The sequence below is a fragment of the Pseudomonas sp. PB106 genome (genome assembly GCF_009764645.1).
Taxonomy (GTDB): Bacteria; Pseudomonadota; Gammaproteobacteria; order Pseudomonadales; family Pseudomonadaceae; genus Aquipseudomonas.
On sequence record NZ_RWIM01000208.1, the window covers coordinates 1 to 20,656 of the forward strand.

The following is a 20,656-nucleotide window of genomic DNA, read 5'->3' on the forward strand; positions in this document are numbered from 1 at the left end:
GCTCCTACATTGATCCCTGTAGGAGCTGCCGAAGGCTGCGATCTTTTGATCTTTTGATCTTTAAAGCGCGGTGCTGTAGCGGCGGACGCCGTTTTCCACCGCCGGGATGTGTGCAGCGGTGCTGCCGCAGGCCTGGAATAACACCAAGTGTTCAGCGGCCACCCGAATCCCCACCTCTGCCCCCACCTGATGATCGGCATGGCTGGGGAAAATCGATTCCAGCTGTGCACCGGTCGGCAATTGCAGGCGATACAACGTCGAAGCCCCGAGGAACGTCTTGCCGACGATACGTGCTTTCAGCGCGCTGTCCGGTGCATAAATAATGTCATCCGGGCGCAGCAACACATCCACCGCGCCGCCAATCGGCCACCCGTACGCGCGATTGCCGCGCAACAGGCCGAGTTCCGTCTGCACCGATTCCGGGCTGCCGAGCTGGCCGCGAATGAAGTAGCCCTGACCGATAAAGCTCGCCACAAACGGCGTGGCCGGTTCGTGATAGAGGTTGTACGGCGTGTCCCACTGTTCCAGTCGACCTTCCTTGAACACACCAACGTGATCGCTGACGGCAAAGGCCTCTTCCTGGTCGTGAGTCACCAGAATCGCGCTGGTGCCACGGGCCTTGAGAATGTCGCGCACCTCATGGCTGAGTTTGCGGCGCAATTCGCCATCGAGGTTGGAGAAGGGTTCGTCGAGCAGCAGCAGCTGCGGCTCCGGTGCCAACGCGCGGGCGAGAGCGACACGCTGCTGCTGGCCGCCGGACAACTCGTGAGGAAAGCGCTTGCCGAGGTTTTTCAGGTTGACCAGTTCCAGCAGCTCTTCGGTGACGCGCGCCTTGTTCGGGTGCTTGCGAATGCCGAAGGCGATGTTGTCCGCAACGCTCAGGTGCGGGAACAGCGCGTAGTCCTGGAACACCATGCCGATCCGGCGTTTCTCCGGCGCCAAAGTGAAACCGGCGCGGGAAATGGTTTCGCCACCGAGGGTGATCTCACCTTCGTGCACCGGCTCGAAACCGGCAATGGCGCGCAGGGTGGTGGTCTTGCCGCAGCCGGACGAACCGAGCAGGCAGCCGATGTCACCGGCGTTGAGGTGCAGATTGAGGTTCTGCACCACACGTTGATCTTGATAACCGCAAGCGAGGTTGCGCAGGTTCAGCAGTAATTCATGGCTCATGCGTGGTGATATGCCGGTTCAACGAGGAACTCGAGCAGGGCCTTCTGTGCGTGGAGACGGTTTTCTGCCTGATCCCAGGCGACGGAGCGCGGGTCATCAAGCAGGTCGAGGCTGATTTCTTCGCCACGGTGCGCAGGCAAACAGTGCATGAACAGCACGTCCTCGGCAGCGAGGTCGAGCAGGGCACGGTTGACCTGGAACGGGGCGAACAGCTTGAGGCGCTTGGCAGTTTCCTCTTCCTGACCCATCGAAGTCCAGACATCGGTGCTCACCAGATGCGCGCCGCGCACGGCATCTTGCGGGTCGCGGACGATGGTCACGCGATCGCCAGCCTTGGCCACGAACTCGGGATTGGGCTCGTAGCCTTGCGGGCAAGCGACGCGCAGCTGGAAGTCGAACTGGATCGCCGCTTCTATATAGCTGTTGCACATGTTGTTGCCGTCGCCGATCCAGGCCACGGTTTTGCCTTGGATCGAGCCACGGTGTTCAAGGAAAGTCTGCATGTCGGCCAGCAACTGGCACGGGTGCAGGTCATCGGACAGGCCGTTGATCACCGGCACGCGCGAGTTGGCGGCGAATTCGGTAAGGGTGCTGTGGGCAAAGGTACGGATCATCACTGCATCGAGCATGCTCGACATGACGATGGCGCAGTCGCCGATCGGCTCGCCACGGCCCAGTTGAGTGTCGCGCGGCGAGAGGAAGATCGCCTGGCCGCCGAGCTGGATCATGCCGGCCTCGAACGAGATCCGGGTACGGGTCGAGGACTTTTCGAAGATCATGCCCAGCACGCGGTTTTTCAGAGGCTCGAACAGTACGCCGCGGTTACGCAGGTCCTTGAGCTCAACGCCTCGACGGATCACGCTGACCAGCTCTTCGGGCGTGCAATCCATCAGGGAGAGAAAGTGCCTTGCGCTCATCATTGACTACCTTTTTGCTACAAACCGCAGATGCTCAAAGCCTTGTTTAACGGAACAACGGGCGAGACCTGCGGCGTAAGCCGCACGGGGCGACGGAAATAGGGGGAGGCGCGATATTGACACTAAATGTCGCGTTACGCCAATAGGCTACGGTTTTTGCGGGATTCTGAGGGCGCACTGGATGTTGCGGTCGCGCATTTGAAGCCGGGTTCAGGACAGTAGCGAGCCTCTTTGTACACTGGCCTCCCGGGGCTTGGCAATGCACCAAGACGGGGATGGCAAGGCTTTGGTCGGTTTGCGAGGCGGTGGTGGCGCATTCGCTTGGTCGGATGGTCGACCTGAAACATTTGCTAAAGCAAAGTGCTGAGTTATAAATAAGTTTCGAGCGACGCAGGAAGCCTCCGCATGGAATCGAAAGAAAAACTGTTAATGGAATTGCTGGGCCACACGGCTCGTTCCCTGACCCATCTCACCGCCTCAGTCACTTCAATGTCGTTCGAGTTGCTGCGCAGCGAAGACGAAGTGGTGAAGACTGCCGGCCGCCATATGATCGACCGCATGGCCACCATCAGCGCCGGGCTCGACGAGCACTGGCGGTTGATCGGCGAACTCACCGGCGTGCACGTCGCCCACGAGCAGATCGAAACCATCCAGGAAATCCAGTTGGCAGCACCGCCACAGCTGCCATCGAACTGATCGTGCCGTCCTATCGGCCCACCTGATAGGCCTCGATTCACAAGACGAACGTCGCTGGCGCCAGACCTGCGCCGGGGCCATAGTTTTGTTCCCGCGGGCGTGATTGCCCGCCCAGAACAAGACAGAGACTGGCCATGACCAAGACTCTCCACCACCGTGCCTGCCACCTGTGTGAAGCCATTTGCGGCCTGACCATCGAGACCACCGAGACTGATGGCAATGTCGCGATTACCTCGATCAAGGGTGATGCTCTCGACACCTTCAGCCGTGGCCACATCTGCCCCAAAGCGGTGGCGCTGCAGGATATCCAGAACGATCCGGATCGCTTGCGTCAGCCAATGCGTCGGGTTGGCAGCGAGTGGCTGCCGATCGAATGGGATGAGGCGTTTGCGCTGGTGGCCGAAAAACTGGCGGCGATTCAGGAACGTCATGGCCAAAACGCTGTGGCGGTCTATCAAGGCAATCCCAGTGTGCACAACTACGGGTTGATGACCCACAGCAACTATTTCCTCGGATTGTTGAAAACCCGAAATCGTTTTTCCGCGACCTCGGTCGATCAGTTGCCGCACCACCTGAGCAGCTACCTGATGTACGGCCACGGCCTGCTGCTGCCGATTCCGGACATCGATCACACCGATTTCATGCTGATCCTCGGCGGCAATCCACTGGCCTCCAACGGCAGCATCATGACCGTGCCCGATGTCGAGAAACGCCTGAAGGCGATCCAGGCGCGCGGCGGCAAAGTGGTGGTGGTCGATCCACGGCGCAGCGAGACCGCGGCGATGGCCGATCAGCATTTGTTCGTGCGCCCTGGTGGTGATGCGGCGTTGTTGTTTGGCGTGCTCAACACTTTGTTTAGCGAAGGGCTGACCCGTGACAGTCACTTGCCGGTCGATGGGCTGGATGAGGTGCGCGCCGCCGTCGCTGCGTTCACCGCTGAAACCATGAGCTCGTTATGTGCCGTGCCTGCCGAGCAGATCCGTCAATTGGCCCGTGATTTCGCCGCCGCACCGAGTGCGGTCTGCTATGGGCGCATGGGCGTTTCAACCCAGGCCTTCGGCACGTTGTGTCATTGGGTCGTGCAGTTGATCAATCTGGTTACCGGCAACCTTGATCGGGTCGGTGGCGCGTTGTGCACCGAGCCAGCTGTGGATCTGGTGGCGTCAACCTCGGGCGGGCATTTCAACAAGTGGCAGAGCCGGGTTTCCGGGCGTCCCGAGTACGGTGGCGAGTTACCGGTTTCGGCGCTCGCCGAAGAGATGCTCACCGATGGCGAAGGCCAGATCCGCGCGTTGATCACTGTGGCCGGCAACCCGGTGTTGTCGACGCCGAACGGGCGACAGCTGGAACAGGCGCTGGACGGCCTGGAGTTCATGGTCAGCATCGACCTGTACATCAACGAAACCACGCGTTACGCCGACCTGATCCTGCCGTCGACGTCGGCGCTGGAGAATGATCACTACGACACCACGTTCAACCTGTTCGCGGTGCGCAACGTCACCCGCTTCAACCGGGCGATCCTCGCCAAGCCCGAAGGCGCGCTGCATGACTGGGAGATTTTTGTAGGCCTGGCCAAGGCCTTTGCCGAGAAGACCGGCAAGGAGCTGAAAGCGACCATACCGCCGGCAAAGATGATCGACATGGGCTTGCGCATGGGCCTGTACGGTGACGCTTCCGAGCAGAAGCTCTCGCTGGCGACACTGTTCGATCATCCCCACGGCATTGATCTGGGCGCGTTGAAAGCGAATCTGGCGACGCGCCTGAAAACACCGAACCAGCGGGTGCAGGCTGCGCCGCCAGAGATCCTTGGCGATCTCGCACGCTTCGCTGCCTTGCAGGCGCCAGCGGCCGATGAACTGTTGATGATTGGCCGCCGCCATGTGCGCAGTAACAACTCGTGGATGCACAACTACCACCGTTTGGTGAAGGGCAAGCCGCGTCACCAGTTGCTGATGCACCCGGAAGACCTTGCCAATCGTGGCCTTAACGACGGTCAGTTGGTGCGGGTCAGCTCGCGGGTCGGGCAGATTGAAGTGGAAGTGCTCGGCAGTCTGGACATGATGAAAGGTGTGGTCAGCCTGCCGCACGGCTGGGGCCATGCGCGGCCGGGTGTGCAGATGGCGATTGCCAGCGGTCAGCCGGGTTCGAGTGCCAACGACCTGACCGACGAGTGCCAACTCGACGAATTATCCGGCAATGCCGCTTTGAACGGCGTACCGGTCACTGTGGCGGCGGCTTGAGCATGTCTGTCGGGGAGACCGAGCATGGCGCTCGGGATTCCGTTACAATGCGCCACCGTGCCGACCCATGAGTCGGAAAGTTCAGCCGAGGTGCTCCATGGATATCATCGAAACGATTAAAGAGCAGATTGCCAACAACACCATTCTGCTTTACATGAAAGGCTCGCCGAATGCCCCGCAGTGTGGCTTCTCCGCGAAAGCTGCACAGGCTGTGATGGCGTGTGGCGAAAAGTTTGCGTATGTGGACATCCTGCAGAACCCGGAAATCCGCGCCAACCTGCCTAAGTACGCCAACTGGCCGACTTTCCCGCAACTGTGGGTCGGCGGTGAACTGGTCGGCGGTAGCGATATCATGACCGAGATGGCTGCAGACGGTTCGCTGCAAAGCACCATCAAGGCGGCTGTTGAAGCGGCTGCGGCGAACAAGTCCGAAGCCTGATGCTTTTGTTGTAGGAGCAAGGCTTGCTCGCGAAAAACGATAATGCGGTTTTTCTGTAAAACCGCAGCGTCTGCATCGCTGGCAAGCCAGGCTCCCACAAAGGGCAATAAAAAGCCCCGCGCCTCGAAAGAGGGCGGGGCTTTTTAGTGTCTCGAATTTAGCGGGCGCTAACTTACTCTTCGCCCATCTGCGATTGCAGATAGTTCTCAAGACCGATCTTGTCGATCAGGCCGAGTTGGGTTTCCAGCCAGTCGATATGTTCTTCTTCGGATTCGAGAATGTCTTCGAGCAGTTCACGGCTGCCGAAATCGCCAACGGTTTCGCAATGCGCGATCGCAGTCTTCAGGTCAGCGTGGCCGGTCTTCTCGATACGCAGGTCGCACTCCAGCATTTCCTTGGTGTGCTCGCCGATGTGCAGCTTGCCCAGGTCCTGCACGTTCGGCAGGCCCTCGAGGAACAGGATGCGCTTGATCAGCTTGTCCGCATGTTTCATCTCGTCGATGGATTCTTTGTATTCGTGCTTGCCGAGCTTGTTCAGACCCCAATCTTCGTACATGCGAGCATGCAGGAAGTACTGATTGATCGCGACCAGCTCATTGGCAAGGATCTTGTTGAGATGCTGGATGACTGTAATGTCGCCTTTCATGATCGGAGTCCTGCCCTGTAATAGCTGTATATAAGGCGGAGTTTGAGCTTCGTACTTATAAGTGTCAAACCTAAGTTATTGAATAATATATGAAAATTAATCGGAATAAGAATGTTTGTGTTCCGCGTCTAGACGCTAAGCAATTGATTTGCAGACATAAAAAAACCGGACATAAGTCCGGTTCTTTGAAATAGGGGTTGTTACGCGGCAGTAAATTCTACCGGGTAGGGGATCGCGGCCTGGGCGGTTTGCAGCTTTGTCAGGGTTCCGCGGACCACTTCCTTGGCAAGGCAGGCACATTTGCCGCATTGGCTGGCAACGCCAGTAGCCTGGCGAACTTCCTTATAGCTGCAGCAACCTTCATAGATCGCTTCGCGGATCTGTCCGTCGGTGACGCCAGTGCAGAGACAAACATACATAAGTGAGAACCGTCGCTGGTTGTGACTCAATTGCGATGGATCTTAATGTTAACGAGAATGATTGTCAAAGTGCTTTCGGAGCGCTTCAGCGGATTGACAGCCGTGGCTGACGAACGGTGTTTACTGGCTAATTGCCTGGCCCCGTAAATGCAGCATGGTTATCCGCTTCCTTTAAAAAACCGTTAAGGACAGGCGAAAAACGCAGTGTATGATGGTCGGCCCTTGCGAAGGGGGTTCGTGTCACAGGGCTGTCGCCTGAGGGTGGCAGGCTGGCGCGGACCCTGAACTTCAAGTTTTTACACCAGGAGATATCAATGAGCGTACTCGTAGGCAAACAAGCCCCTGACTTCACCGTCCCGGCCGTACTCGGCAATGGCGAGATCGTTGACAGCTTCACCCTGTCCTCGGCCATCAAAGGCAAATACGGCCTGGTGTTCTTCTACCCACTGGACTTCACCTTCGTCTGCCCGTCCGAGCTGATCGCTCTGGACAACCGCATGGCGGACTTCAAGGCACGCAACGTTGAAGTGATCGCTGTGTCGATCGACTCGCACTTCACTCACAACGCATGGCGCAACACCCCAGTGAACAATGGCGGCATCGGTCAGGTGAAATACACCATGGCTGCCGACATGAAGCACGACATCGCCAAGGCTTACGACGTTGAATCCGAAGGCGGCGTGGCTTTCCGTGGCGCGTTCCTGATCGACGACAAAGGCGTTGTCCGCTCGCAGATCATCAACGACCTGCCGCTGGGTCGTAACATGGAAGAGCTGATCCGTCTGGTCGACGCTCTGCAATTCCACGAAGAGCACGGCGAAGTCTGCCCTGCCAACTGGAAAAAAGGCGACAAAGGCATGAACGCTTCGCCAGAAGGCGTTGCGGCTTACCTGACCGAGAACGCTGCTGCCCTGTAAGGCGCAACGTCGAGGTACAAAAAAACCGGCCCATGTGGCCGGTTTTTTTATGCACGGGATTTATCCGACGAGGATCAGTCGTCGAAGTCTTCCCAGCCGCCCATCTGTTTCCAGCGGTTGACGATGCCGCAGAACAGCTCAGCGGTTTTCTCGGTGTCGTAACGCGCGGAGTGCGCCTCACGACCGTCGAAATCGATGTCGGCGGCCTGGCAGGCTTTCGCCAGTACGGTTTGACCGTACGCCAGACCGGCCAGCGTCGCGGTATCGAAGCTGGAGAACGGGTGGAACGGGTTGCGCTTCATGTCCAGACGCGCGACGGCGGCGTTGAGGAAGCCAAGGTCGAAGCTGCTGTTATGGCCGACCAGGATCGCGCGCTTGCAACCGTTGGCCTTCAGCGCCTTGCGGATGCCTCGGAAGATGTCGGTCAGCGCAGTTTCTTCGCTGACCGCCATGCGCAGTGGGTGATCGAGCTTGATCCCGGTGAACTCCAGCGCTGCTGCTTCAACGTTGGCGCCTTCGAACGGCTCAACGCGGAAGAAGTAGGTGTGATCCGGGTAAACAAAACCCTTTTCATCCATGGCGATGGTGGTCGCAGCAATCTCCAGCAACGCATCGGTGGCCGAGTTGAAGCCACCGGTCTCTACGTCGACGACAACCGGCAGGTAGCCGCGAAAGCGTGCTGCCATCGGGTGACGGGAACCGCCACCACCACTTTGACCGTCCAGTTCGTCGTCGAAATGGTCTTCACTCACGCGTGTTCCTCCAGCAGGCGCCAGCGCAGTTTTTCACCGGCGCGCAGCGGGATAACGGTCAGCTCGCCAAACGGCAGGCTGGTCGGGGCAGTCCATTCTTCACGAACCAAAGTAATGCGATCGGTGTTCGCCGGCAGGCCGTAGAAACGCGGGCCGTTGAGGCTGGCGAAGGCTTCGAGCTTGTCCAGCGCATTGCGCTGCTCAAAGGCTTCGGCGTACATCTCGATGGCGGCGTACGCGGTGTAGCAGCCGGCACAGCCGCAAGCGGCTTCCTTGGCGTGCTGGGCATGCGGCGCCGAGTCGGTGCCGAGGAAGAACTTCGCGCTGCCGCTGGTGGCGGCGTCGAGCAGGGCTTCCTGGTGCGTATTGCGCTTGAGGATCGGCAGGCAGTAGAAGTGCGGCCGAATCCCGCCAACCAGCATGTGGTTGCGGTTGTAGAGCAGGTGATGCGCGGTGATGGTCGCACCAACGTTGGCCGAAGCCTCGTTGACGAACTGCACGGCGTCGCCGGTGGTGATGTGTTCGAACACCACTTTCAGCGTCGGGAAGCGCTCGACCACACGACGCATGTGCTCATCGATGAAAATCTTTTCGCGGTCGAACACGTCGACGTCGCCACGGGTGACTTCACCGTGGATCAACAGCGGCATGCCGACTTCGGCCATGGCTTCGATCGCCGGCAGAATCTTGTCGATGCTGGTCACGCCGGAGTCGGAGTTGGTGGTCGCGCCAGCCGGGTACAGCTTGGCGGCGTACACGAAACCGCTGGCCTTGGCCTCACGAATTTCTTCGGGCTGGGTGCGGTCGGTGAGGTACAGCACCATCAGCGGCTCAAAGCGACTGCCGGCCGGGCGGGCAGCGAGAATCCGCTGGCGATAGCCATCGGCTTCAGCGGCGTTGCGCACCGGAGGTACCAGGTTGGGCATGATGATCGCGCGGCCAAAAGTGCGCGCAACATCGGCAACGGTATTGGTCAACACGGCACCATCGCGAAGATGAATGTGCCAGTCGTCGGGACGCAGCAGGGTCAGGCGGTCGGACATGAGGGGATTCCAGGCGGGTCAAACTGAGGCGAATGCTACCGGAAAAGACTCTTGCAGGCACTCGCTATCAAGTTTTGCGAGAAGCTTCCGATATCCCGTAGGTATGCCGTAAACATAGTGTGAATCGGTCTTTGTGTTTCAGAAGCCAATGGAGCCTCCCGTGCGCCAGCGTTATTTAGCCTTGCTCAGTGTGTTTGCCAGCCTTCCCGCGATGGCGCTCACGTACCAGACCCGTCTGGAGAACATTGAGTGGACGGTCGCCGGCGACAAGTTCGAATGTCGTCTGACCCAGCCGATCACCGATTTCGGCTCGGGTGAGTTCGTGCGCAAGGCCGGCGAGCAGGCGATATTTCGTCTGAACGCCTACAACGCGATGCTCGGCGGTGGCTCGGCGACGTTGCTGGCAGCGGCCGCGCCGTGGCAGCCGGGGCGTGGCGACATCAATTTGGGCAGCGTCAGAATCGGCAGCGGCAATGTGCTGTTCAACAGCTCGCAATCCCAGGCCGGGGGCTTGATCAGTGGCCTGCTCGACGGTCGCAGCCCGGTGGTGCGGCGTGCGTCGGGCGACGGTCGGGTGTCGGAAGTGCGTCTGTTGCCGGTCAAGTTCAGCAAGGCATTCAACGACTATCAGGCTTGTGTGGCGAAATTGCTGCCGCAGAATTTCGACCAGATCAAGCAGTCGCAGATCGGCTTCCCTGGCGAAGGCGTTGACCTGGATTCCGCCGCCAAAGCCAAGTTGCAAGTGATGCTCGAGTTCATGAAGGCCGATCCGTCGGTCAATCACATCGAACTCGATGGCCACTCCGACAATAGCGGCAATCGCCTGACCAATCGGGAACTGTCGCGCCGCCGGGCGCTGGCGGTGGTCGACTTCTTCAAAGCCAATGGCATTCAGGAATCGCAGATCACCGTGCGGTTCCACGGCGAGCAATATCCGATTGTGCCGAACACCAATGCGGCCAATCGCGCGAAGAACCGTCGGGTCAATGTCAAATTGGCGCGCGTCACGCCGGTCGCGGCTCCGGCGCCGCAAGCGAGCACGCCCGCCAGCACTGCAGCGACTTCCTGACCCGCCGGTCATCGTCGCGCTCTCGACAGATTCTGTCGCTTTGTCGTCTTAAGCTGTCGCGCCTCTGTAAATTATCGCGTTTGGGCGGTAGACTCCTCGGCTTTCCGTAGAACCCCGTGGAGTGATGGCATGGCGGACGTAAACAAGGTCGTTCTGGCGTATTCCGGCGGCCTGGACACTTCGGTGATCCTCAAGTGGCTGCAGGATACTTATAACTGTGAAGTGGTGACCTTCACCGCTGATCTCGGTCAAGGCGAAGAGGTCGAGCCGGCCCGCGCCAAGGCTCAGGCCATGGGCGTCAAAGAAATCTACATCGACGATCTGCGCGAAGAATTCGTGCGTGATTTCGTGTTCCCGATGTTCCGCGCCAACACAGTTTACGAAGGTGAGTACCTGCTGGGTACTTCCATCGCACGTCCGCTGATCGCCAAACGTCTGATCGAAATCGCCAACGAGACCGGCGCTGACGCCATTTCCCACGGCGCGACCGGCAAGGGCAACGACCAGGTGCGTTTTGAACTGGGTGCCTATGCGCTCAAGCCAGGCGTAAAAGTGATTGCTCCTTGGCGTGAGTGGGACCTGCTGTCCCGCGAGAAGCTGATGGACTATGCCGAGAAGCACGCGATCCCGATCGAGCGTCACGGCAAGAAGAAGTCCCCGTACTCGATGGACGCCAACCTGCTGCACATCTCTTATGAAGGTGGCGTGCTGGAAGATACCTGGACCGAGCACGAAGAAGACATGTGGAAATGGACCGTCTCCCCGGAGAACGCTCCTGACAAAGCGCAATACCTGGAACTGACCTACCGCAACGGCGACATCGTGGCACTGGACGGCGTCGAAATGACTCCGGCCACCGTGCTGGCGACGCTGAACAAGATCGGTGGTGCTCACGGTATTGGCCGTCTCGACATCGTCGAAAACCGTTACGTCGGCATGAAGTCCCGTGGCTGCTACGAAACCCCGGGTGGCACCATCATGCTGCGCGCGCACCGCGCCATCGAATCGATCACCCTGGACCGTGAAGTCGCTCACCTCAAAGACGAGCTGATGCCGAAATACGCCAGCCTGATCTACACCGGTTACTGGTGGAGCCCAGAGCGTCTGATGCTGCAGCAGATGATCGACGCTTCGCAGGTCAACGTGAACGGCGTTGTGCGCCTGAAGTTGTATAAAGGCAACGTGATCGTCACTGGCCGCAAGTCCGACGATTCGCTGTTCGATTCCAACATCGCGACTTTCGAAGAAGACGGCGGTGCTTACAACCAGGCCGACGCGGCGGGCTTCATCAAGCTCAACGCGCTGCGCATGCGCATTGCTGCCAACAAAGGCCGCAAACTGTTCTGAGTCCTTCAGACACGCAAAAAAATGGCGGCCTTGTCGTAGTGGCAAGGCCGCCATTGTTTACCATTTCTTTCTCATCAGACTTTGATCTGTCAGCTTCTTCGGCGTGTTGTGTCAATCCTGATTGCATGGCGAGTGTGCTGTTCAAGACGTAACCCTGCCTCTCAGTCCCATCTCAAAATCGTAGTGGTTTGCTGGCTTACGTTGTAAGCAATATGGCGCGGCGTGCCCAAGCCTTTTTTCGTCTGTTTGATATGGCGCAGTACCGTCTGCTTCAGTAAATCGTCGCTTGGATGGTTGGTTAGAAACACCATGAACTTGCACGGTTGTTTGGCGAGCCGTTGAAGTCTCTCCTGCAGTTTATCGAACTGGTTCTGTGTGCTCATCTGGCGTACATCAATGATGCGCAGTGTGCCCATCGTTTTGGGCAACTCAATGGAATGTTCGAACCACAGGCGTGGTTCGGAAATATCATGTTCGGGTGGGTCAGGCACTTTGCCCGGATGGCGGGAATGAAATTTGGCTTCCGCACCTTGATCACAGTTATCCAATCGCGATGAAACTGTTTGATCGGAATTGCATTTATGGTTGTCGTTCGCCGGCACGTCATCAAAGGCTTTTAAGAAGTTGTCGTCCTGGGCGAAGTCAGAAGGCGCGTAAAGCGAGCGATAGTTAAAGTTAAGGGTCAGGAAGAAAAGAAATAACAGATAAAATGGAAAGCTGATCAAGAACCAGATATAGATTTTTCGCTCATCATTTTCAAGAAAGGGCAGTGATACAGCGGCAGACGTTTCCGAAATAAGGGCGAATGTTGCAATGACAGTCATTGGGTTGCTTATTTTGTTCTTGAAGTTATGCATGTTTACTCTCTTGGTAATGGTTTTGTGTGTGGTCGGAGTTTAATGTTTATATTAAAAAATAAGCGTTGAATAGACGTATCTTGTTTCAGGTTTTTAGGGTTTTGTTGTAAGAGGGATGCCTGTGCAGGTGTGTCGGTAGTGCTTTTGCAAACTTTTTGAACGCTTAAAGTGTGTTTTTTGTAGGAATAATCTTCAATGATTGTAGGAGGCGTCTTTCGCTGCAAGTGTAAGGGAATCCGTCTGTCCCACGAGTGAATTGACTACGCTATTGTGCGGGCTCTAAAAATCGAACAGCGAAATTGGACCTGCCCATGAATAAAGTGCTGATCGTGGATGACCACCCCGTCATTCGGCTTGCGGTACGCATGCTGATGGAACGTCATGGCTACGAAGTCATTGCAGAAACAGATAATGGCGTGGATGCATTGCAACTGGCTCGCGAACAAATGCCCGATATTGTCATCCTTGATATCGGGATACCCAAACTTGATGGTCTGGAAGTTATTGCGCGCCTGAGTGCAGTGGCGATGCCAATGAAAGTGTTGGTGTTGACCTCTCAGGCACCGGGACACTTTTCCATGCGTTGCATGCAGTCAGGTGCCGCGGGGTATGTTTGCAAACAACAAGACTTGACCGAATTGCTCAGTGCAATCAAAGCGGTTCTGTCAGGTTACAGTTATTTCCCGAACCAGGCTTTGCATACCGTGAGAACCAGTTTGGGCAACGCCAGCGAGGCCGATATGGTCGATCGCCTTTCCGGGCGTGAAATGATGGTGTTACAGCAATTGGCGCGGGGTAAAACCAATAAGGAAATCGCCGATGGGATGTTTCTGAGCAACAAGACCGTGAGTACTTACAAAACCCGTTTGCTGCTGAAACTTAATGCTCGCTCGCTGGTTGATCTGATTGAATTGGCGCAACGAAATGGGCTGGTCTGAGCGTTTCGCTGGTTGACGGGGTCATGGGCCGATCGCATTCAGCTACCGATGGATAGAAAAAAGCCTCCGTTGCAGGAGGCTTCAGGTGTCAGAGATCAAAATCGTAATCGGCCAATTGCTTTTGCAGTCGGCGCTCTTCTAGCAGGTTATCGATGGTGCGGCGTTTGCTCAGATTGGTCTTGGCGACCTCGACCACAGGTTCGGCGTCATCAGTTTCTGCAGCGATATCGTCATCTACATCCAGTGGCTCTTTGTCGCTACTCATAAGCTGACTCCCGGCTAAGAATGCCTTTGGCGCTCCTTATATCGACATTCTTGCAGCGGGTAAAAAAGATTTTTTCAATCGATAAATCAGTAAATGTAATAGCCAGTCAATCGTCCGAGGTTTTGTCTTTGTACTCGCACAGATCTTCTATCCGGCAGCTGCCGCAGCGGGGCTTGCGCGCCAGGCAGACGTAGCGACCGTGCAGAATCAGCCAATGGTGCGAGTCAAGCAGGAATTCCTTTGGTACAAACTTCATCAGCTTCTTCTCCACCTCCACCACATTTTTGCCGGGAGCAATCCCTGTGCGGTTGCTGACCCGGAAAATGTGCGTGTCGACAGCCATGGTCAACTGGCGAAATGCAGTATTGAGTACCACGTTGGCCGTCTTGCGGCCTACGCCGGGCAAAGCTTCGAGTTCTTCGCGGGTCTGTGGCACTTCGCTGCCATGACGTTCGACGAGCAGGCGACAGGTCTCGATGACATTTTTGGCTTTGCTGTTGTAGAGGCCGATGGTCTTGATGTATTCGGATAGACCTTCGACGCCCAGCGCATGAATGGCTGCCGGTGTATTAGCGACCGGGAACAGTTTTGCGGTGGCCTTGTTGACCCCGACATCGGTCGACTGCGCCGAAAGGATGACCGCAATCAGCAGTTCAAAGGGCGAGGAGTACGCCAATTCAGTCTTCGGCTCGGGATTGTCTTCATGCAGTCTGCGAAATATCTCAAGACGTTTTGCAGCATTCATGGGCGATGCGTTTCCTTGGATAGAGAGTTCGAGCGAGTCCACGCCTTTCGGGCGGCGAGCAGTAGCCCCAAGATAATGAAAGCGCCGGGAATGAGGGTTGCCAGCGGCAGCGCTTCACTGAATAAAACCAGGCCAGCCCCGTGATCGGCCAGTCCGCGACCCAGGCTGCCCGTGCCGATCAGTTCACGGACAATGGCGAGCGCCAGCATTAACCCGACGAACAGCGCGCAAAGCCGCAAGCGGTCGGCCAACGGTTGCCGAAAGAAGCCACGCTGTTCCAATACCACACACTGCAAAGCGATCAGTGCGCCATATAGGCCGAATGCCTGATGCCATGCCAGAAACCAGCGTTGCGCGAACAGATCGGCACAACTGGTCAGTGTCGCGGCAAGCAGCACGCTGGCCAGCAGCGTGTTTGTAGTGTCCAGGCGCGATCGCAGGGGCGGCATGCCCAGGCTGTAAACGCCCATCACGATGGCAAGCATCAGCAGCGTCCCCAGTGCTCCCGAAAGAGAGCTGCTGGTGCCCAGCAAAAACACCAGCAGCATTGAGTTGACCAGGCTCATGTCCCGCCCCCCAGTAACACCGTTCGATGCTCGTCAAAATAGCGCAACGCATCGTGGATGGCGTTGATGGCCGCGCGCGAAGTGATGGTCGCGCCGGCCATTTGATCGAATTGGCCCTGATCTTTTTTCAACGCCCAACCGGCATCCGGGGGGTCGTTGCGAGATTTACCGCTGAAGGCTTGAAGCCAATTGTTCGGCCAGTCGCCGATGGGCCCGCCAAGTGCCGGTGTTTCGTTTTGCTTGAGTGTTTTCACACCGAGCAATTTGCCGTCAGCATCAATCGCAATCAGCAGTTCGATGGCGGCGGCATAGCCCTCGGTCTGGCTGCGCAGCAGGACTGCGACGGTTCGACCGGTTTTGGTCGCGCGATAACCACCCAGCAGCGTGCTATGGCTCAGCTGCGCATCGGCCAGCCTCAGCGGCTGGTCCAGCGGTTGGTTGTCGTAAGCATCGGCGGCCAGCACGTCGAGCAGCTTGCGGCTGTCAGCCATGCGTTGCTCCATGGCGATCTGTGGCGCACTGCTGCGTTGCAGCAGATACGTCGCACCCATGCCGGCGCCGGCCAACAGCAATAGGGTGAAGGCGCTGGCCAGGCGGTTCATGGGCTCACCTGTGGTTGATGACGAGCGGCAAACCGCTCCAGTGCCGGCACGCACAGGTTCATCAGCAGCACCGCAAAGGCGACGCCGTCCGGATAACCACCCCACGTGCGAATCAGATAAGTCAGCAGGCCAACACCCACCCCGAACAGCAATCGGGCAAGCGCCGTTCTAGCGCCGGAAACCGGTTCGGTGATGATGAAAAAAGCACCGAGCATGGTCGCGCCGCTGAGCAGGTGAAACAGCGGCGACCCAAGGGAGTCGGAACCCGAACCGTTCCAGCACAACAGGCTGATTACAAACAGGCTGGCGAGCATGCCGACCGGCGCATGCCAGGCAATCACTCGTCTTTGCAGCAAAAACAGTCCGCCGCCGAGAAACGCCAGATTCAGCCATTCCACACCGCGTCCGCCGAAATGGCCGAACGCCGAATTGCTCGCGAACAATTCGTCCATGGTCAGGCTTTTGTTGATGCGCAGGCTGTCCAGCGCGGTGGCCTGAACCCAGGCGTCAGGCGCCTGGCCGACGTTGAATATCTGCAGAAAAGTGGCTGTCAGGTCGAGACCGTGCGCCGGCCAATGAGTCATTGGTTGCGGAAACATCACCATCACCAGCGCAAACCCCAGCATCGCCGGGTTGAACGGATTTTTACCGACGCCACCGTACAGATGCTTGCCGAACAACAGGCCTGAAGCCACTGCTGTCATCGTCAGCCACCATGGGCAATAGGGCGGCAACGCGGCGGCGAGCAACGTTGCGCTGACCAGCGCGCTGCCATCACTCAACGTCGGCTGTAACGGTTGGCGGCGCAACCGAGCGACCATCATCTCGACGATCAACGCCGTGGCAGCCGCCACGATCAGGTTGATCAAGACCCCCCAGCCATACAGCCAGAACAGCACCAGCAGCCCTGGCAACGTGGCGAGCAACACCAGCTTCATCGCCTGTTGCAGGCGATCGTCCGACGTTTCAAGGGGTGACATGGTCTTGCACCTGGCGCTCGGCGTCTTGCAGGCGAGCGCGGGCCTGGTCAAGGATCTCGCCGGGGGTGTCGGCGCGGCGTTCAAGTTTGTCGAGGTTGGCGCGTGCGTAGGCCAATTCGGTTTTCAACTGGCGAATCTGGCTGTCGATCGGGCGTTTTTCGACCCGCACCAAGTCAGGCAAAGGCTGTTCGCTTGCCGCTTCTGCATCATGCAAGGCCTGTTCGGCATCGCGCAAAGCCTGTTCCAGCGGTGCGATCTGCTCGGGTGCGGCTTCGGCGGTTTGCGCTTTTTTCAGTTCGGCGCGGCGCATGGCCAACTGGATTTTCGCCCGTTTCAAATCAGCATCTTTTGCTGGCGCCGCCGCGACGACCGGAGTGGGTGGGGCGCTGGCTTCAAGTTTGGCCAAAGCGTGCTCCGCAGCTTCGAACTGCTGTTGCAGCACGACCAGCTGCGACTGTTGCTCGAACGTCGGCGGATGGCCAAAGGCTTTCAGTGACTTGTGCAACTGCGCGCGGCTCATCGCCAGATCGATCTTGGCTTTTTTCAGTGCGGCATCGGCGGTCGCGGCTTTTTGCGCACGCACACGTTCCAGTGCAGCCTGCACCGGGTCGGTTGCCGTCACCTCAGGGTGGGCGGCGCGTTTGGCGCGGGCTTCACGCTCAGCTTGTTTCTGCTGTTCTTCACGCCGCAGACGCGCATTGCGACGCTCAAAACGCTGACGTGCGTGATCACGTTTGGCGGCGCGGGCGCGTTGCTCGTCGAGGTTGAAGGCCAGTCCGCCCACCACCGGCAAAGTACCGAGCGGCAGCGGATGCATTTCAATGCAGTCCACCGGGCAAGGTGCGACGCACAGGTCGCAGCCGGTGCACTCGTCGATGATCACCGTATGCATCAATTTTGCGGCACCGACGATGGCATCAACCGGGCAGGCCTGAATACATTTGGTGCAGCCGATGCATTCGGCTTCGCGGATATAGGCAACCTGCGGCGGCGCCGAACCACGGCTGATGTCCAGCTCCAGCACCGGCACTTTCAACAGTTCAGCCAGCGCCGCGATGGTTTCCTCACCGCCCGGCGGGCACTTGTTGATCGGCTCGCCGTCGGCAATGCCTTCTGCGTACGGTTTGCATCCGGGGTGGCCGCATTTGCCGCATTGGGTCTGCGGCAGAAGGGCATCGATGCGTTGTATCAGACTCATGTTTTGATCAGTCCACTGAATCCGAGAAAAATCACTGCAATCAGTCCGGCGCCGATCAGGTCGATCGGCAGGCCGCGAAAGGGCAGGGGAATATCGTTATCAGCCGTGCGCTCACGCAAATCGCAGAACAGGCTCAATACCAGCCAGAAACCCAGCCCGGCGCCGAGGCTCAGCGCTGTTGCGTGGAGCAGGCCTTGAGCGTTTTGAGCGTTGATCAGCGCCACACCGAGCACACCGGCATTGCACAATAACAGCGGCCATAAGCCCTCAAACGGCAGCATCGGCAGCCAATGCGCCAACCGTTTTAACAGTGGCGTGATCAGCAAAACGCTCAACGGCAGAAACACGAACAGGCGCAATGCTTCAAGTTGCAGCGGCACCAGCAGCCAATGCCAGATCACGTAACCGATGACGCCAACGAGCAACATCAGGCACAACGTCGCCAGCCCCAGCGCATGCACTTGGCGACGGTTGCCCGCCAACAGCGGATCAACGCCCAGCGGCCAGTGCAACACGAAGTTGTTGAGCAGCGCAGCACTGATAAGCGTAAGCACGAGTTCGGTCATGGTTCTGTCGGCGAAACGGGCAGGTGTCTCTTAAGGTTAGGCAGTATCCGCCCAGATATGAAAAATCCCACCGGCATGCGGGGCACGTCGGTGGGATCGATTTTATTGCTGTCGCTTACTTGATGCGCTGACCCGGTTTGGCGCCGCTGTCCGGGCTCAACAGGTAAATCTCTTCACCGCCGGGGCCGGCCGCCATCACCATGCCTTCGGAAATACCGAACTTCATTTTCCGTGGCTTGAGGTTGGCGATCATCATGGTCAGGCGACCGTCGAGTTTCGACGGATCCGGATAAGCGCTCTTGATCCCGGAGAACACGTTGCGTTGCTCGTCACCGATATCCAGCGTCAGGCGCAGCAGCTTGTCGGCGCCTTCCACGTGCTCGGCCTTGACGATCAGCGCGACGCGCAGGTCGATCGCGGCGAATGCATCGAAGTCGATTTCCGCTGACAGCGGATCCTTGGCCAGTTCGCCATTGCCGGCCGGGGCGGCTGCGCCGGTGTCGGTCTGGCTGGCGGTCAGGTCTTCTTTCGAGGCGTCGGACATGGCTTGCACTTTTACCGGGTCGATGCGGGTCATCAACGGCTTGAATTCGTTGAGCTGATGGTTGGCCAGCAGCGTGGTGTGGTCGTTCCAGGTCAGGGGGGCGACGTTGAGAAACGCCTCGGCATCGGCGGCCAGCAGCGGCAACACCGGTTTGAGGAAGATCACCAGTTGGCGGAACAGGTTGATGGCGGTGGCGCAGATCGCCTGGACTTCATCCTGTTTGCCTTCCTGCTTGTTCAACGACCACGGCGCTTTGTCGGCGATCCAGGCGTTGGCGCGGTCGGCCAAGGCCATGGTTTCACGCATGGCGCGGGCGAAGTCGCGGGCTTCATAGGCGTCGGCAATGCTTGGCGCGGCAGCGAGGAACGCTTCGGTCAGCTCAGGCGCAGCATTGGTGTCGACCAGCAGGCCGCCGTTACCTTTTTGAATGAACCCGGCGCAACGGCTGGCGATGTTGACCACTTTGCCGACCAGGTCTGAGTTGACCTTCTGCACGAAGTCCTCGAGGTTCAGGTCGAGGTCATCGACGCCACGGCCCAGTTTGGCCGCGTAGTAATAGCGCAGGTATTCCGGCGACAAGTGATCCAGATAGGTGCGCGCCTTGATAAAGGTGCCACGGGACTTGGACATCTTCTGGCCGTTGACGGTGAGGTAGCCGTGTACGTTGATGCCGGTCGGCTTGCGGTAGCCCGCGCCTTCAAGCATCGCTGGCCAGAACAGTGCGTGGAAGTTGACGATGTCCTTGCCGATGAAATGGTACAGCTCGGCGGTGGAATCTTTGCCCCAGAACGCGTCGAAGTCCAGCTCCGGCGTGCGGTCGCAGAGGTTCTTGAAACTGGCCATGTAGCCGATCGGCGCGTCCAGCCACACGTAGAAATACTTGCCTGGTTCGCCCGGGATCTCGAAGCCGAAGTACGGCGCATCGCGGGAGATGTCCCACTGTTGCAGGCCGGCGTCCAGCCATTCGGCGATCTTATTGGCGACGGCGTCCTGCAGGGTGCCGCTGCGGGTCCAGGCTTGCAGCATTTCCTGGAAGTCCGGCAGTTTGAAGAAGAAGTGCTGGGAATCCTTGAGCACCGGGGTGGCGCCGGAGATCGCCGACTTCGGATCCTTCAGGTCAGTCGGGGCATAGGTCGCGCCGCATTTTTCGCAGTTGTCGCCGTACTGGTCTTCAGTGCCGCATTTCGGGCAAGTGCCCTTGATGAAGCGGTCGGCCAGGAACATTTTCTTTTCCGGGTCGAAATACTGGGTGATCGAACGCTGTGCAATGTGCCCGGCGTCACGCAGCTTCAGGTAGATCTGGCTCGACAGCTCACGGTTTTCTTCGGCGTGAGTGGAGTGGAAGTTGTCGAAATCAACCAGGAACTCGGCAAAGTCGGCGCTGTGTTCAGCCTGCACGTTGGCGATCAGTTGTTCCGGGGTGATGCCTTCCTTTTCTGCACGCAGCATGATCGCCGAACCGTGGGCGTCGTCGGCGCAGACATAAATGCATTGATTGCCGCGATGCTTCTGGAAGCGCACCCACATATCGGTCTGGATATATTCCAGCATATGGCCAAGGTGAATCGAACCGTTGGCGTAGGGCAGGGCGCTGGTGACGAGGATCTTGCGTGGTTCGGACATGTGGGGCTTCGCTACTTGATGAAACGGAGGTCGGCCACTATAAAGCGCCGGGCAAGATATTTCACCCCTGCAAATCGTTGCCGGGCATGCCGTCCGGAGGATAGAAGGGGTAGGATA

21 protein-coding genes and 1 pseudogene are annotated in these 20,656 nt (G+C 58.2%); 7 read left to right on the forward strand and 15 right to left on the reverse strand.

Annotated features, from left to right (window positions below; translation table 11 throughout):
- Positions 1 to 60: 60 nt before the first annotated feature.
- Positions 61 to 1,170, reverse strand: coding sequence for an ABC transporter ATP-binding protein (locus EJA71_RS25380; RefSeq protein ID WP_158960505.1), 1,110 nt, complete (start codon positions 1,168 to 1,170; stop codon positions 61 to 63).
- Complete coding sequence (argF, locus tag EJA71_RS25385; protein ID WP_105707129.1) at positions 1,167 to 2,087, reverse strand: ornithine carbamoyltransferase; 921 nt, start codon at positions 2,085 to 2,087, stop codon at positions 1,167 to 1,169. The genes EJA71_RS25380 and argF overlap by 4 nt, the downstream gene beginning before the upstream one ends.
- A gap of 405 nt (positions 2,088 to 2,492) precedes the next feature.
- Here argF and EJA71_RS25390 point away from each other — a divergent pair, with 405 nt between their 5' ends.
- From EJA71_RS25390 to grxD, 3 genes are all read left to right on the forward strand, one after another.
- On the forward strand, positions 2,493 to 2,783 hold the full coding sequence (locus EJA71_RS25390) for a hypothetical protein (RefSeq protein WP_027612069.1): 291 nt from the start codon (positions 2,493 to 2,495) through the stop codon (positions 2,781 to 2,783).
- Positions 2,784 to 2,917: 134 nt separating this feature from the next.
- Entirely contained in the window at positions 2,918 to 5,023 is a 2,106-nt protein-coding gene (locus tag EJA71_RS25395) for a molybdopterin oxidoreductase family protein (protein ID WP_158960508.1), read from the forward strand.
- A gap of 97 nt (positions 5,024 to 5,120) precedes the next feature.
- Entirely contained in the window at positions 5,121 to 5,462 is a 342-nt protein-coding gene (grxD, locus tag EJA71_RS25400) for a Grx4 family monothiol glutaredoxin (RefSeq protein ID WP_016773402.1), read from the forward strand.
- A 172-nt stretch (positions 5,463 to 5,634) separates the two neighbouring features.
- Here grxD and bfr read toward each other — a convergent pair whose 3' ends face one another.
- On the reverse strand, positions 5,635 to 6,108 hold the full coding sequence (bfr, locus tag EJA71_RS25405) for a bacterioferritin (protein ID WP_095123255.1): 474 nt from the start codon (positions 6,106 to 6,108) through the stop codon (positions 5,635 to 5,637).
- Positions 6,109 to 6,308: 200 nt separating this feature from the next.
- Complete coding sequence (locus EJA71_RS25410) at positions 6,309 to 6,527, reverse strand: bacterioferritin-associated ferredoxin (RefSeq protein ID WP_158960565.1); 219 nt, start codon at positions 6,525 to 6,527, stop codon at positions 6,309 to 6,311.
- Between the two features lie 314 nt (positions 6,528 to 6,841).
- Here EJA71_RS25410 and EJA71_RS25415 point away from each other — a divergent pair, with 314 nt between their 5' ends.
- On the forward strand, positions 6,842 to 7,444 hold the full coding sequence (locus tag EJA71_RS25415; protein WP_003227723.1) for a peroxiredoxin: 603 nt from the start codon (positions 6,842 to 6,844) through the stop codon (positions 7,442 to 7,444).
- Positions 7,445 to 7,518: 74 nt separating this feature from the next.
- Here EJA71_RS25415 and rnt read toward each other — a convergent pair whose 3' ends face one another.
- Together rnt and pyrC are read right to left on the reverse strand one after the other, a co-directional pair.
- Complete coding sequence (gene rnt, locus EJA71_RS25420; RefSeq protein ID WP_016986654.1) at positions 7,519 to 8,196, reverse strand: ribonuclease T; 678 nt, start codon at positions 8,194 to 8,196, stop codon at positions 7,519 to 7,521.
- A complete protein-coding gene (gene pyrC / locus EJA71_RS25425; protein WP_007916661.1) occupies positions 8,193 to 9,239 on the reverse strand; it encodes a dihydroorotase in 1,047 nt (348 codons plus the stop codon). Before pyrC ends, rnt begins: the two co-directional genes overlap by 4 nt.
- Positions 9,240 to 9,399: 160 nt before the next feature.
- Here pyrC and EJA71_RS25430 point away from each other — a divergent pair, with 160 nt between their 5' ends.
- Positions 9,400 to 10,308, forward strand: coding sequence for an OmpA family protein (locus EJA71_RS25430; protein WP_158960511.1), 909 nt, complete (start codon positions 9,400 to 9,402; stop codon positions 10,306 to 10,308).
- Between the two features lie 129 nt (positions 10,309 to 10,437).
- Positions 10,438 to 11,655, forward strand: a complete 1,218-nt coding sequence (locus EJA71_RS25435; protein WP_007916658.1) for an argininosuccinate synthase — start codon at positions 10,438 to 10,440, stop codon at positions 11,653 to 11,655.
- Between the two features lie 161 nt (positions 11,656 to 11,816).
- Here EJA71_RS25435 and EJA71_RS25440 read toward each other — a convergent pair whose 3' ends face one another.
- Positions 11,817 to 12,512, reverse strand: a complete 696-nt coding sequence (locus EJA71_RS25440; RefSeq protein WP_158960514.1) for a hypothetical protein — start codon at positions 12,510 to 12,512, stop codon at positions 11,817 to 11,819.
- 311 nt (positions 12,513 to 12,823) lie between these two features.
- Here EJA71_RS25440 and EJA71_RS25445 point away from each other — a divergent pair, with 311 nt between their 5' ends.
- Entirely contained in the window at positions 12,824 to 13,450 is a 627-nt protein-coding gene (locus EJA71_RS25445; protein ID WP_158960517.1) for a response regulator transcription factor, read from the forward strand.
- Between the two features lie 88 nt (positions 13,451 to 13,538).
- Here the strand turns inward: EJA71_RS25445 and EJA71_RS27410 are convergent, their stop codons facing one another.
- The 8 genes and pseudogenes from EJA71_RS27410 to metG all read right to left on the reverse strand — a co-directional run bounded on the left by EJA71_RS27410 (position 13,539) and on the right by metG (position 20,539).
- Positions 13,539 to 13,715 (reverse strand): PA3496 family putative envelope integrity protein, encoded by a 177-nt coding sequence (locus tag EJA71_RS27410; RefSeq protein WP_178113747.1) that lies wholly within the window; start codon positions 13,713 to 13,715, stop codon positions 13,539 to 13,541.
- A gap of 106 nt (positions 13,716 to 13,821) precedes the next feature.
- Complete coding sequence (gene nth / locus EJA71_RS25450; protein ID WP_008079405.1) at positions 13,822 to 14,460, reverse strand: endonuclease III; 639 nt, start codon at positions 14,458 to 14,460, stop codon at positions 13,822 to 13,824.
- Positions 14,457 to 15,026 (reverse strand): Rnf-Nqr domain containing protein, encoded by a 570-nt coding sequence (locus EJA71_RS25455; protein ID WP_158960520.1) that lies wholly within the window; start codon positions 15,024 to 15,026, stop codon positions 14,457 to 14,459. Before EJA71_RS25455 ends, nth begins: the two co-directional genes overlap by 4 nt.
- Positions 15,023 to 15,628 (reverse strand): RnfABCDGE type electron transport complex subunit G, encoded by a 606-nt coding sequence (locus EJA71_RS25460; protein WP_158960523.1) that lies wholly within the window; start codon positions 15,626 to 15,628, stop codon positions 15,023 to 15,025. The genes EJA71_RS25455 and EJA71_RS25460 overlap by 4 nt, the downstream gene beginning before the upstream one ends.
- Positions 15,625 to 16,608: an RnfABCDGE type electron transport complex subunit D gene (locus EJA71_RS25465; RefSeq protein WP_158960526.1), complete on the reverse strand. Its 984-nt coding sequence runs from the start codon at positions 16,606 to 16,608 to the stop codon at positions 15,625 to 15,627. Before EJA71_RS25465 ends, EJA71_RS25460 begins: the two co-directional genes overlap by 4 nt.
- An 802-nt stretch (positions 16,609 to 17,410) precedes the next feature.
- Positions 17,411 to 17,785, reverse strand: a pseudogene (gene rsxB, locus EJA71_RS27905) (electron transport complex subunit RsxB); the annotation flags it as partial.
- A 17-nt stretch (positions 17,786 to 17,802) separates the two neighbouring features.
- On the reverse strand, positions 17,803 to 18,372 hold the full coding sequence (locus EJA71_RS25475) for an electron transport complex protein RnfA (RefSeq protein WP_158960532.1): 570 nt from the start codon (positions 18,370 to 18,372) through the stop codon (positions 17,803 to 17,805).
- Positions 18,373 to 18,487: 115 nt separating this feature from the next.
- Positions 18,488 to 20,539: a methionine--tRNA ligase gene (gene metG, locus EJA71_RS25480; protein WP_158960535.1), complete on the reverse strand. Its 2,052-nt coding sequence runs from the start codon at positions 20,537 to 20,539 to the stop codon at positions 18,488 to 18,490.
- Positions 20,540 to 20,656: the final 117 nt, after the last annotated feature.